This is a genomic window from Amycolatopsis sp. NPDC034160, from assembly GCF_055575355.1.
On record NZ_JBVISU010000037.1, the window covers coordinates 41,017 to 54,056 of the forward strand.

Here is a 13,040-nt window from a genome sequence, read left to right on the forward strand (position 1 = left end):
GTGTCGCGAGGCAGATTACCGCCGCCGGGAACCGGGCCCGCGTTCGGCCCGACTACTGCGATGGTGGTGGGAACAGATGTCCTGGATCAGGGCTTGCGCGGGGTCAGCACGAGATCGAACGTGTTGCCCTCGCCTTGGACGAACGTGCTCAGATACGGGGTGAACGCGCCGCAGCCGGTCAACGGCGCGAGCGCGTAGACGCCGGTGAGCGTACCGCCTCCCGTCATGGTGAAACCGTCCCCGGTACGCAGTTCCGCCGTCGACGGGTTCGAGGTCCTGCAGCCGGGGCCGCTGCTGACCGGCATGCCGAGGAGGGTGACGAGCGGCAGGACGGTGGTGAACCGCGGCCGGGCGACGAAGCCCGTTCCGGAGAGGTCGCCGCCTTGTGGTCCCTCGGCGACGAATTCGAGATCGGCCGTGCCCGGCACGAACCCGAACAGCCGGAAGTCCGTATGCGCCTTCTCGAACACCGGACCGCCGGAGAAGACCGTGGCCGAGGTGGCGCTCAGGTCGAACGTGCCGGTCAGCGGCGCAGTGGTGCCCAACGCCTTCACAGCCGTCTTCCCGGCGACGGCGTAGTGGTGCCCCGGCGGGGTCCCGCCGAGGTCGAAGGAAAGCAGGGTCGCGTCCTGGCCCGGGTCGAGAGTGCAGTCCGAAGTGAACGAACCGATCCCGGTGAACGAGCCGTCGGCCTTCTTCGGGGTCAACCGGGTGGTGAAGTCACCGACGGTCAGCGTGGTCTTGCCCGGCTTCGCCAGCGTCACCGTGGGCACGGATCCCGTCGCCACCGTGCTGAACGAGCCGGACGGCGGGAGGTCGGTCTTGGCGACGTTCAGCGGGATGCGCACCGGAAACGGCTTCGCGTCGCCGTTGACGAGCGTGACACCCGCCGCGGCGGTGCCTTCGACGGTGGTGGCACCGACGAGGTTGAGACCGCGCGCCGCCTTGTCCGGCACGGTCACGGTGATGGTCAGGCCGGAGGTGGTGAGCGTGCCACCGGGCGCTGTCGGGACCTCGAAGTCGGCCTTGATCACCGCTTCGAGCTTCTGCAGCCCGATCAGCGGGAACGGACAGGTGAACGACAGCTTCTTCTCGACCGGCGTGCCGGCCGCCGCGCGGTGGACCGCCACGAACAGCAGGCAGCAGGCGGTGAGCAGGACGATGAGTCCCGTCGCGAGCAGCATCCGGACGTTGATGCGGAGGGGCATGGTCGCCTTCCCTGAAAAGGCACCGGTCCCCGCCGCGGGAGGCGACGGGGACCGGCTTGCCTGACTACTTCTTGGTGAGGTTCAGATCGAGCGTGTTGCCGTCGCTCTTGGCGAACATGCTGATCATGTCGTTGAACGAACCACAGTTCTGCAGAGCGGCCAGCGAGTAGGTACCGGTCAGCTTCCCGCCCTTGAGCAGGTCGAAGTCCGGACCGGTGGTCATCTCGCTGGTGGACGGGGTGACCGTGCCGCACTTCGGGTCACTGCTGATCGGGATCCCGAAGACCTGCACGCTCGGCAGGAACACGTTGAACTTGATGTGCGCCTTGAAACCGGTGCCGACGAGCTCACCGGTCTGCTTGCCGACCTGCTCGACCTTGACCTCCGAGCGACCGTCGACGAACCCGAACAGCTTGAACTGGGTGGACGTCGGGTCGAGCTTCAGGTCGCCGGTGAACGTCTTCGCGGCGAGATCCACGTCCGCGTCGAAGCCGCCGTTGATCGCCGCGGTGCTGCCGAGCGCCTTCAGGGCGGTCTGCCCCTTGATGCCGAAGGCGTACTTGATCCCACCGCCACCGGGGGTGGTGGTACCCGGCGGGGTCGTGGTGGAACTCGGCGGAGTGGTGGTGCTGGACGGCGGCGGGGTGGTGGTGGTCGTCCCGGTGGGGGTCGGCCCGTCACCGATCTTGATCGTGGCCAGCGTGTTGTTCTGGCCCGGATCCTGCGTGCACGGCGCGTCGATCGTGCCGTCCGGGGTGATCCCGGTGACCGAACCGTCGGCCTTGCGCGGGGTGACCTTCAACTGCAGGTCGCCCACGGTGATCTTCGCCTCGCCGGGCTGGTTGAAGGTCAGCGAAGGCGTCTTGCCCACCGCGTTGACCGTCATCTCACCCTCGGCGGGGATGTTCTGCTTGGCGATGTCGTTGGGCACCTTGACCGGGAGGTTGAGCCCCGGGGCCGCCACGGTCGCCGCCGCGATGGCCTGGCCTTCCAGCGTGGTCGCACCGATCAGGTTCAGCCCGCTGACCGTGTCCGCGTTGATCGTGGAGACGGCCTTGATGTCGAACGTGCCGGTCGGCTGCCCGGTCTTGACCGAAAGCGGCAGATCGGTGTTGATCACCACCTTCAGCGACTGGGAACCCACGAGCGGGAGGTTGCAGTGGTAGTTGAGCGGGAGCGAAATCGGGTCGGCGGCACTGGACTGTGCCCCGACCACGAGTACCGCGGTGGCAAGCCCCACGGCACCGGCCGCGGCGGCGGCGACCGCCTTCTTGGTTCCTCTACGGTGACTCACGATCGTCCTTCCGTGGTATCAACGATGATACGAAACGGCGTACAATTCCCCAGAGCAATAAAATATCGGCCCGAGAGAATTCTCCGGGTAGCGACGATGTCTGACGGATCGCAACCAAACAGTAAACTAACGACGCGTCCGCACCGCTATCAAGGGCTTCCTCGGAAAAGTTGACGCACCGCCGGTAAATTGTCACCCTGGCACGGTGCGCCAGCCCGTTTCCTAGTAGCGGCACATGGGTTTCCCCAGCACAGAGCCCCTTGAGGGCGCCGCGCGAACTGCTGACGCGAGTGACAATCACCCGCCCTGAAACTATCTCGCGCATGCCAATCACCCCTTTCCCCGCTTCTCCGGACAGGCGATCCGCTTGCCTGACGGAATCATTCGTGAGTAACCTCGCGGTTCAGCAAGCCGGTCACCGCCGACCGCGGATGTCCGCCGCGCGCCGCGACCGGCCCTCTTTCGCCGAATTCGACGGGGAAACCATGAAGAGAATGCGCCGCACGGCAGCGCGAATCGCTTTCGCCACCGTCTCCGTGACCGCCTCGGCGGTCCTGCTGAGCGCCTGCGGGTCCGACGACCCCGCCGACGCCGGCCGCCACGCCGACCCCGCCGCGCTCGCCTGGGCGGACAAGGTGTGCTCCGGAGTCGCGGCAGGCTCGGCGAAGCTGTCCCAGCCGCCCGCGTTCGACCCCAACAACCCGCAGGGGGCGAAGACCGCCATGGTGGGCTTCCTGAACTCGCTCACCGTGGCGCTCGACGACATGGCGGGCGGGATCCGCAACGCCGGGGTGCCGCCGGTCCCGGACGGACAGTCCGCAGTGGACAAGGCGACCACCACGCTGGACGAAACCAAGTCGAAGGTGACCGCCACCCTGGCGAAGATGCAGGATGCGAAGGTCACCGACAAGGCGAGCCTGGAGAAGGTCGTCGCCGACGCCGACACCACGATGAGCGGGTTGAGCGAGCCGGAGGGCCCGATCAAGCACCTGCGCGCCAACTCGGAACTGAACCTCGCCTTCACCGAATCCTCGACCTGCCGCCAGGTCTACGGCATGTCGTGAGTGATCCGGGTCGTTAGAACGACCTGAATCACTCACGACCGACCCTCGTCCCGCGCTCTCTGGAGGCCCGGCCGTGCCGATCTCGTTCCCCCGCCCCGCCCGCCGGACGCTCGCCGCCGCGCTGGCGATCGTCCTGTCCGCCGGTGTGCTGACCGCGCTGAGCGTGACCCCGGCGAACTCCGCCGCCACCGCGGCGTCCGACGACTCGTTCTACACCCCGCCGTCCCCGCTCCCGGCGGGCAAGCCGGGTGACATCATCCGCTCGCGAATCTCGAAAGCGGGACCGCGTAAGGATTCCGTCAACGCCTGGCAGGTGATGTACCTGTCCACCGACGCCCTCGGGCGGCCGGACGCGGTGACCGGGACGGTGCTGGTGCCGAAGAACGCCGATCCGGCGAAGGCACCGATCGTCTCGTTCGCCGCGGGCACGCACGGCCCGGCGTTCCACTGCACGCCGTCGAAGATGATCGACATCGGCGCGTTCTACGAGCAGTCCGGTCTCGACGACCTGCTCGACGCCGGGTACGCCGTCGCGCTCACCGACTACGAGGGCTACCGCCAGGATCCGAAGACGACCTACGTGGTCGGGCGTTCCGAGGGTCCTGCGGTGATCGACGCGGTCCGCGCCGCGCAACGCCTGCCGGAGGCGAAGCTGTCCACCGACGCGAAGGTGCTCTTCCGCGGATACTCCCAGGGTGGCGGGGCCGCGGCGTGGGCCGCCGAACTGCATCCGACCTATGCCCCGGAACTGAACCTCGTCGGCGTCGCCGCCGGCGGTGTCCCCGCCGACCTCGTCCAGGTCACCCTGCAGCTGGACGGGAAATTCGGCTTCGGGGTCTTCGCCTACGCCCTCGTCGGCCTGGACAACGCCTACTCCGAACTGAAGCTGGATTCGTTCCTCAGCGACAACGGGCGCGCGAAACTGGCGGAGATGCAGAAGAGCGCGTGCACGTTCGAACTGCTCACCACCTACGCGAACCAGAAGATCGCCGACTACACGACCAGCGCGGGCTACGTGCGGCCGGAATGGGTCAAGCGGCTCAACGAGAACAAGCTCGGCGGCACCCCGATCAAGGTCCCGCTGTTCCTCTATCACGCCACCGGCGACCAGCTCGTGCAGTTCGCCCAGGCCGAGGCGCTGCGCAAGACCTACTGCGCCGCCGGGGTCAAGGCGACCTGGAAGACCTTCGACACCGACCACATCACGGCGGTCTACACCGGTAACGCGGACGTGCTCGCCTTCCTCAAGGACCGGGTCGCAGGCACCCCGGCGACGTCGAACTGCTGAGCACGCGGTGCTCAGAACGGCCCCTGAGTCCTTTGTGGACGAAGTGGCGCCCGGCGGTGCGCGGAAGCGGCGCGAGCTGTTTCGTTTCGCCACCGTCGGGCTCGCCTCGTTCGGCCTCACCCTCGGGACGAACTACGGGCTGAAACTCACCGTCCTGCAAGCCAAACCGGTCACGGCGCTGGCCATCGCGACCGTCGTGGCGACGGCGTTCGCCTACCTCCTCTCGCGCCGGTGGGCGTTCCACACCCGCGGCGGCAGGCCTCGCCTGCACGAAGCGGCGTTGTTTCTCGCCGTCAACGCGATCGCCGTGACGATCAACCTGTGCCCGCCGCTGATCTCGCGGTACGTCCTGCGCCTGGAAGTGCCCGAAGTCGGCTTTCTGGCACAGGAGATCGCCGACTTCGTCAGCGGGATGCTGATCGGCACCGCGGCGGGTTCGGCGTTCCGCTGGTGGGGTTACCGCCGCTGGGTGTTCCCGGTGGCGGGCGCCCGTCAGCCCGTCCTCGTGAGTGGTGATGACGGTTAGAGCCAAACGTGTTTCAGGTACCTACGGGGCGAGTTCGGTAGCGGCCGGTCCGTGAAGGACTCCTTCCCTCGGCTCAGCCGAGGAAACTCGACCTTCCCCAGTACATGATGGCCCCCTTCCTTGCGCCTGGCGCAAGGAAGGGGGCCATCATGTACTTCGCTCGACAAGACCGCAGGCCACAAGTAGGTACGTGAGAGCCGGTTCGCTAGAACCGTCATCACCACTCACGAGGGCAGTCAGACGTCGGCGGGACGCAGCCGTTCCGCACGCAGCGCCAGCTCGATCCGCAGCCGCTGATCCGGGTCGTCCAGCCGCTCGCCGAACAACTCCGTGAGCCGACGCAGGCGCGCCCGCACCGTCTGCGGATGCACGGCCAGCTGCCGGGCGATCTCGGGCGCGCTCCCCCGCGTCTGCACCTGCGTGAGCAGGGTCGCGGCCAGCTCGTCGTGCTGCCGCGGCGCCAGCCCCGACAACGGTTCCAGCGCCTCTCCGGCCAGCCTGTCCAGCAGGAACTCGTCGGCGAGCAACAGCAACGTGGTGATGTGCTCCTCGCACCACAGCACCGGGCCGACGGTGGTGATCATCCCCCGCCGGGCCAGTTCGGAAGCGCGGCGGGCGATCCGGAACGACTCGCCTGCCTGCGCCACCGGGACGGCCACCCCGACCGTGGCCGACCAGCCGGAAGGCAGTTCCGTCAGACCACCGAGATCGGCTTCGGGACAGGCCACCAGCGCACCGGGCGCGTCCGAGACGAGGTCCGCGGGCACCGCCGAAGGCAGCAGATCCGAGGGGAACGCGGGCGCTCCGTGCGCGGCGGTGAAGACGACCGCGGTGATCCGGGTGGGGATCCGCCAGCCGATCGCGACGGCGAGCGCGCCGACGTCGGCCTGGGCGTACCCCGCGCCGCCGGTCAGCAGCCGGAACAACCGGGCCCGCTGCTCCGCGGGCCCGGTGGCTTCGGCCTGTGCCGCGTTGTAACCGTCGGTCAGCGCCATCGTCACTTCGACGACGTCACCGAACAGGCATTCCGCCGCGCCGTAGAGGACGTCGCCGGACAGCCGCAACTGGCGGCCGGCCGTGACGATCGAACGCCACAACACCCGGCTCGAGACCCGGAACGCCGCCTGCGCGGCCTCACGGCTGAGTCCTTGCCGGAACGCGATCCGGCCCTGTTCGCGAAAGTCCGCCAGGAGGTCGTTCTGCAACAGTTCGGGGACGCCGACCCGGTCGATGGCGCGTTCGATGCTCCGCCGGGTCAGCTCGACGGCCGCCGCACGGGCGTCGCTGTCACTGAAGACTTCCGCACATTCACCGATTTCGGCCGCCACGGCGTCGACGCAGTGCCGGGCGATCGCCGGGATCTTCGGCCGGACGGCGTCACCGAGTTCCCTCGGCAGGCGTGCCCACAGCGAACCAACGGGCTGCCAGCTCACGTGTGTTTTCCCCCGCTTCGAAGTATGCCGACGATTCCGGGCACCCATTCCCTTTCGTCCGCGCGCCACCGGCGCACTCGAATGCACGGAGCGTAGGACCGCCGCCGCATCCGTGTCAAAACCGCCACACCGAAACGCCTTCCGTGGGACGGGCACGACTTTCCGTTGACAATTCAACGTCACATTCGTGGTACACGCCGTCGGCCGACCGAGTAGAAACACTGCCGGCGCCGTTCCCGTCGATCCGACGCGGTCGTGCAAAGGGATTCACGTTTCCCGTCGCCCTGGTTCGTCGAAATCAAAGGGGGTTTTCGTGGTCGAGTACCGCAGTTTCCGCATGCTGGCGACGTTGCCGCGTTCGCTCGGCGAAGAACTGCGTCCGTATACCGGTCACGCGGCGGCCGCGATGATCAAGGAGGTGCAGCGGTCGGTCGCCGCGTACGCGCGGCCGCTGCGCGGTGTCTTCGGCCGCGTCCTGGTGGTTTCCTGCGAGCGGGCGGTGCGGCATTACGTCGACTGCATCGGCGATCCGCTGGTCCCGCACGACCGCTGGATCGACTTCTACCGCCTGCGCGGGCGGAGCGAGTTCACCGAGGGCCGCGGCCTGGAACCGTTGCACGACAGCGCCACGATCGGCGCCCGGGCGGCTTGGCGGGCGATGGGGCCCATCGTGCGGGGGCTCGGCGTCGGCACCGACGTCATCGCGCTCGCGGCGGAGTCCGTCTTCGTCTACGTCGACGAACTGTGCGCCACGACGATCGATGGCTACCAGGAGGCGGAAGCCAAGGCGGCGGGCGCCGCCCCGCTCCGGCGCCGCCGTCTGCTCGAACTGATCGCGCAGGCACCGGAAGGGTCCGCGTCCAGTATCGCGAGCCTGGCGAGCGGGGCGGGCTGGCGGGTTCCGCGGACCGCGGCCATGGTCGCACTCCAGCGCGCTCCGGGCGCCGGCGAGTTCCCCGCCCATCTCTTGGACGACGACGTCCTGCGCGACCTCGACACCGCCGAGCCGTACCTGCTCGCCGCGGATCCCGACATCGATCTCGCACCGCTGAACGGCGCGCTGGACGGCTGGCGCGCGGCCGTCTCCCCCGTCGTCCCGCTCGCCGACGCCCCGGCCGCGCTGCGCACCGCGCGCCGCGCCCTACTGCTGACCAGCGAGGACGCTCCCGGACCGATCATCTGGTGCCGGGATCATCTCGCCACGCTGTGGCTGCTCGCCGAGGATTTCCTCGGCGCCGAACTGGCCAAGCAGAGCCTCGACCCGTTCACGTCACTGAGCGAGAAGCAGCAGGAGAGACTCAGCGAAACCCTCCTCGCGTGGCTGGAGACCCGCGGCGGGGCACCGGAGATCGCGCAACGGCTGGGCGTTCATCCGCAGACCGTGCGAAACCGCTTGCGGCAGCTGGAAGAACTGTTCGGTGACCGGCTCAAGGACGCCGACGACCGGCTGGGCATGCAGCTCGCGCTGCGCGCCCAGCGGCTCATGCGCGTCCACCACCGCGACGAAGGTGGACCAGGGTGACCCGCCGCACCCGCCGTTCCGGTGGCCGTACGGTGGGAAGCACCCAGCGCAACCCGCGGCGAGCGCGTTTCACCTTCGGCTGGTCGAGGTGGAAGTCCGCCCGGCAGGCCATCAGAGAACGGCCGCCGATCCGGCACGGGGCGTCGTCGCATCCATGCGTTTCTCCGTGGTTACGGGTGTTTACGGACGCTTTCCTGAATACCGGTGCGGTCGGAAAATGTCGATGCGGGAATGTTCCGGCGGCCCGGTTTTAGCATGCGGATCGGGGTGGGTGTCGGAATTCTTGTCACCCGGGACCCATTAGGCGGACGTGTCCAGCGACACGCTGACGAACCCGGCATTCCTCACGTTATTTTGACGCCTGACAACGGAAAGGCGGGACATGGCCCTCGAAGCGCGCACACTGACCCTGCACGGGCAGGAAATCCGGCTGCGGGAATACCTGCCGTCCACAACGGACGAGACGGGCGAGCCGCTCGTGCTGCTGCACGGGATCTCGGGGAGCGGACAGACCTGGGTCCCGCTGCTCGAGCATTTCGAGCGGACCGGATTCCGCCGCCGGGTCCTCGTCCCCGACCTGCCCGGCCACGGTGATTCCGGCGCGCCCCGGGCCGACTACGGCCTCGGCGCGATGGCCAGTGTGGTCCGCGACGTCCTCGCCCTCACCGGGAACCACCATGCGACCATCGCCGGGCACTCTCTCGGCGGCGGAATCGCGATGCAGTTCGCCTACCAGTTCCCGGAGATGTGCGCGCGACTGGTGCTCGTGGGCAGTGCCGGACTCGGCCCGCAGGTGACCGCGGTCCTGCGCGCGACGGCCCTGCCGGGGGCCAAAGCGACCCTCTCCGCCGCCGTCAACCCGGCGACCGTCGCGATCGCCCGCGGCATCGCGGCCGCCTGCCGCGGCCTCGGCGGGAAACTCGCACCGGAGACCCGGGAGCTGACGCGCCATCTTTCGTCACTGTCCGACACCGGACGGCGACGGGCGTTCCTCTTCATCGCGCGCAGCCTGATCGATCTCCGCGGCCAGCGCGCGAGTGCCGTCGACAAGCTCTATCTCGCCGAACAGGTGCCGACGTTGGTCGTCTGGGGAGCGCACGATCCGCTCATCCCGGTCGAACACGGCCGAAAGACGGCAGAACTGCTGCCGGGTAGCCGCTTGACCGTGTTCGAAAATGCGAAACACTTTCCACATGTGGCCGACCCGGCCCGGTTCGGCGCGGAGATCGAACGCTTCCTCGACGAGACGGAACCGGCCCGGCTGACCCTCGAAGAGGTCGTCGAGATCCTCGTTCAGGCGAGCGAGGCGGCGAACGGGGTCGAAAACCGCGCGACGACCCCGCGGAAGGCCCCGGAAAAGTTGTCACCTGAGCCCCATCTCAGGCGTGCCTAAATGTCACCCACCGCCGGATTGGACCACCCGTTCGGGTGTAGTCCATCCAGGTGGCCGATCCGGGCACCGCCAGCCGTTGACACTCGTCACGGCCGGATTTTATGTTGCGTGAGCCACAAAATCTGGATCGGCTTCACCGTTGAAGAGGCTGATTTTGTTGCTAACAAGGATAAAAACATGACCGACTTGGATACCGGGTTCTCGCGGCACGATCTGCGGACCGCACGGCCTGACCCCGACGTGCGTCATCCCGCCACCCCGCACCGCCAGCCACCGGGTCCGGTCCAACGACCGCGCGCCTTCACGCCGGCACCGAGAACCCCCGTGGAGAACCGACCTGTGCGCAGCACCGGTGCGAATGGACTGTGGGCGTCACTGCCGAGGGAACTGGGCGAGCGGTTCCGGCCGCGCGCCGACCCCTTGGCCCGAGCCATCCTCCAGGAGGTACAACGAGCCGTTCCCGAGTACGCGCAGCCACTGGAAGGCGCGTTCGGACAGATCATCACGCAGGGTATCCGGCAGGCCATCCTGCACTGCCTCGACACCATCGGTCAGGGGACGGCCTCACTCGACAAGTGGTCGGCGGTCTTCCGTCACCTCGGGAAGGTCGAGTTCAAGGAAGGCCGCAGTCTCGACTGCCTGCAGACGGCCTACCGCGTCGGCGGTCGCGTCGCCTGGCGTCACGTTTCGGAATTCGGGCAGGCGATCGGAGCGGACGCCGATCTCCTCTGCACCGCGGCCGAAGCGATCTTCGCTTACGTCGACGAGATTTCCGCACTGTCCATCGAGGGCTACACGGCCGCACAGGAGCGGGCTGCCGGCACCAGGGCCAGACGCAGGCGCAGGCTGCTCGAACTGATGCTCTCCGATCCGCCGTCGTCCCCGCAGTCGATCGCGTCGCACGCCGCCAACGCCCAGTGGGCGCTGCCTGCCGAGGTCACGGTCGTCGCGCTCGAACGCCGGAACGGCCCTCTCGACCCCGACAGCGCCGACCTGGACGCCGACGTCCTGGTCGACTTCGAGGGCCCCAAGCCTTGCCTGGTCACCGGCGACCCCGACAAACACCTGAAGGATCTCGCCGAACGGCTTCCCGGCTGGCGGGCGGTGATCGGCCCGGCCGTGCGGCTCACCGAAGCACCGCGCTCCCTGCTGTGGGCCCGCCGCACCCTGCGGCTGGTCCAGCGCGGGGTCCTGCCGGACAATCCGGTCACCTGGTACAGCGATCACTTGTCGACCCTGTGGCTGCTCGCCGACGAGTTCCTGGTCCGTGAACTCTGCACGCGCAGCCTCGCCCCGTTCAACGACCTGACGCCCAAGCAGCGGGCGCGGCTCGGGGAGACGTTGCTGATCTGGCTGCAGTCCCGGGGCAGCGCTCCCGAGATCGCGAAGAAACTCAAGGTCCACCCCCAGACCGTGCGGTACCGCATGCACCAGCTCATCGATCTCTTCGGCGACCGGTTGAACAACGCCGACGACCGGCTCGACATGGAGATCGCCCTGCGCGCGGAGGCCTTGCTCGCCGAGGACTGACGCCGGGCCTTGGCAGTAGAGACCAGCGTTTCCCACTCACAACGAGGTGACGAGGTGACCCGACCGCAGGATGGTCGCAGCGGGGTCGAGGCGACGTACGGCCCGCTCCTCACGCCCGCTCGGCCGGGCGGGTCGAGCGGGCGTCCGGTCCAGCTCTGGGCCCTGCTGCCGAGAGAGCTGGCGACGGTGTTCCGCCCGGTGCTGGCCGACGTGGCCGGGGAGGTGGTCCGCGAGATCCAGCGGACCATCCCCGACTACGCGCGGCCGTTGGACGGCGCTTTCGGGAAGGCCCTCAAAACCGGCGTCCAGATGGCGTTCCTGCAGTTCCTGGAACGGATCGGGAACCCGGAGGCGCCGTCGGAAGACCGCCGGAGCGTGTTCCTGAGCCTGGGCGTCCAGGAGTTCCACCAGGGCCGCAACGTCGACGTCCTCCAGGCCGCGTACCGGGTGGGGGCCAGGGTGACCTGGCGGCGGGTGGCCGAAGCCGGGCGGCGCACGGGCGTGCCTTCAGCGACGCTGTGCCTGCTCGCGGAAGCCATCTTCGCCTACATCGACGAACTCTCGGCATTGTCCGTCGAGGGGCACGCGGAGGCGCGCGAGAAAGCCGCCGGCGCGCTGGAGCGTCGGCGCCACCGGCTGATGGAGCTCCTGCTCGCCGAACCGCCGTCACCGCCCGACGTCGTCAAACACGCCGCCGACCTCGCCCGCTGGCAGCTACCGGAGCTGCTCGTCGCCGTCGCACTCGACCAGCCGTCGGACGAAGCTCCGGCGGCTGCTTCGAGCGCGCTGGCGGATTTCGAGAGCAGCTCGCCCTGCCTGCTGCTCCCCGCTCCGGAACCAGACGAACGAGAACAATTCGCCGAATCCCTGGCTGGGTGGCGGGCCGCGATCGGCCCCGCCGTCCCGCCGGCGTTCGCCGCACGTTCCCTGCGGGCCGCACGAGAGGCACTGCGGCTCGTCGAGTCCGGCGCGCTCGCCGACGAGCCCGTGACGTGGTGCGTCGACCATCTTTCGCGACTGTGGCTGCTCAAGGAACCTTTTCTGGCCGCCGAACTGGTGCGGGAGCGGCTCGGGCCGTTGGCCGGGTTGACCGGAAAACAGCACACGCGGCTGACCGGGACCTTGCTGGCGTGGCTGGAGACCTGCGGGAACGTCCGCGAGGTGGCCGAACGGCTCGCGGTCCATCCGCAGACGGTGCGCTCACGCGCGCAGGAACTGGAGACGCTGTTCGCCGACGGACTGAAGGACCCCGAACGGCGCTTCGAGATGATCCTCGCCCTCCGAGCGATCTCCTCCTGAGACATTCAGAGGACTAAACGCGCCCGGCTTCGCGCTCTATCGAGGGGCAACCGACTGTGGTGTGTCCGTGAAGGCCTCCTTTCCTACTCTCAAGGTAGGGAAGGAGGCCTTCACGGACTTCCCGACTCGAAGCTGCGGGTAAGGGGTGGTCGCGAGTGGCGATTCGGGCTATTGAGGAGTAAGGCAAAGGTGTCGTGTTGCGAGCGACGTCGGCTCGCGCCGCGGCCGGATGTCCCCAATGCCGCATGGGGGACGCTGACCGTCTCCACTGCCACATTGGAGACATGCCCGCCTCCCGATTGCCTGCTCACACCGCCAGGGGCGACCAGTCTCCCCAGCCCCTCAAGGAGGTGTCGTGTTGCGTGCGGGGCTGTTCGCGCCGCGGCCGGATGTCCCCAATGAGGTTTTCTCAGTAGCGGCCTTGGTGTTCGAGTTGGGTGAGTACGAGGGCTGCTTTGATGATGGTGCCGATGTGGGTAGGGC

The 13,040-nt window shown here is 68.4% G+C and carries 10 protein-coding genes; 7 read left to right on the forward strand and 3 right to left on the reverse strand.

Annotation, left to right across the window (positions count from 1 at the left end; genetic code table 11):
- Positions 1-86: 86 nt before the first annotated feature.
- Positions 87-1,208: a DUF6801 domain-containing protein gene (locus tag ACZ54P_RS39500; protein WP_465466739.1), complete on the reverse strand. Its 1,122-nt coding sequence runs from the start codon at positions 1,206-1,208 to the stop codon at positions 87-89.
- Positions 1,209-1,272: 64 nt separating this feature from the next.
- The gene (locus tag ACZ54P_RS39505) at positions 1,273-2,502 is read right to left on the reverse strand and encodes a DUF6801 domain-containing protein (RefSeq protein ID WP_465466740.1); all 1,230 of its coding nucleotides are present in this window, start codon (positions 2,500-2,502) and stop codon (positions 1,273-1,275) included.
- A gap of 494 nt (positions 2,503-2,996) precedes the next feature.
- On the opposite strand from ACZ54P_RS39505, the gene ACZ54P_RS39510 reads away from it, so the two are divergent.
- From ACZ54P_RS39510 to ACZ54P_RS39520, 3 genes are all read left to right on the forward strand, one after another.
- Complete coding sequence (locus ACZ54P_RS39510) at positions 2,997-3,566, forward strand: hypothetical protein (protein WP_061987637.1); 570 nt, start codon at positions 2,997-2,999, stop codon at positions 3,564-3,566.
- Between the two features lie 73 nt (positions 3,567-3,639).
- Positions 3,640-4,854 (forward strand): alpha/beta fold hydrolase, encoded by a 1,215-nt coding sequence (locus tag ACZ54P_RS39515; protein WP_465466741.1) that lies wholly within the window; start codon positions 3,640-3,642, stop codon positions 4,852-4,854.
- Positions 4,855-4,897: 43 nt separating this feature from the next.
- Complete coding sequence (locus ACZ54P_RS39520; protein ID WP_465466745.1) at positions 4,898-5,380, forward strand: GtrA family protein; 483 nt, start codon at positions 4,898-4,900, stop codon at positions 5,378-5,380.
- A gap of 236 nt (positions 5,381-5,616) precedes the next feature.
- On the opposite strand, the gene ACZ54P_RS39525 is transcribed toward ACZ54P_RS39520, so the two are convergent.
- Positions 5,617-6,813, reverse strand: a complete 1,197-nt coding sequence (locus ACZ54P_RS39525; RefSeq protein WP_465466742.1) for a PucR-like N-terminal domain-containing protein — start codon at positions 6,811-6,813, stop codon at positions 5,617-5,619.
- 337 nt (positions 6,814-7,150) lie between these two features.
- On the opposite strand from ACZ54P_RS39525, the gene ACZ54P_RS39530 reads away from it, so the two are divergent.
- From ACZ54P_RS39530 to ACZ54P_RS39545, 4 genes are all read left to right on the forward strand, one after another.
- Entirely contained in the window at positions 7,151-8,335 is a 1,185-nt protein-coding gene (locus ACZ54P_RS39530) for a PucR-like N-terminal domain-containing protein (RefSeq protein ID WP_465466746.1), read from the forward strand.
- A 382-nt stretch (positions 8,336-8,717) separates the two neighbouring features.
- Positions 8,718-9,728: an alpha/beta fold hydrolase gene (locus tag ACZ54P_RS39535; protein WP_465466743.1), complete on the forward strand. Its 1,011-nt coding sequence runs from the start codon at positions 8,718-8,720 to the stop codon at positions 9,726-9,728.
- 339 nt (positions 9,729-10,067) lie between these two features.
- Positions 10,068-11,258 carry a PucR-like N-terminal domain-containing protein gene (locus ACZ54P_RS39540; protein ID WP_465466747.1) on the forward strand — a complete coding sequence of 397 codons (1,191 nt, stop codon included), beginning with the start codon at positions 10,068-10,070 and terminating at the stop codon, positions 11,256-11,258.
- Positions 11,259-11,312: 54 nt separating this feature from the next.
- Positions 11,313-12,557 carry a PucR family transcriptional regulator gene (locus tag ACZ54P_RS39545; protein WP_465466744.1) on the forward strand — a complete coding sequence of 415 codons (1,245 nt, stop codon included), beginning with the start codon at positions 11,313-11,315 and terminating at the stop codon, positions 12,555-12,557.
- The last annotated feature ends 483 nt before the right edge of the window (positions 12,558-13,040 follow it).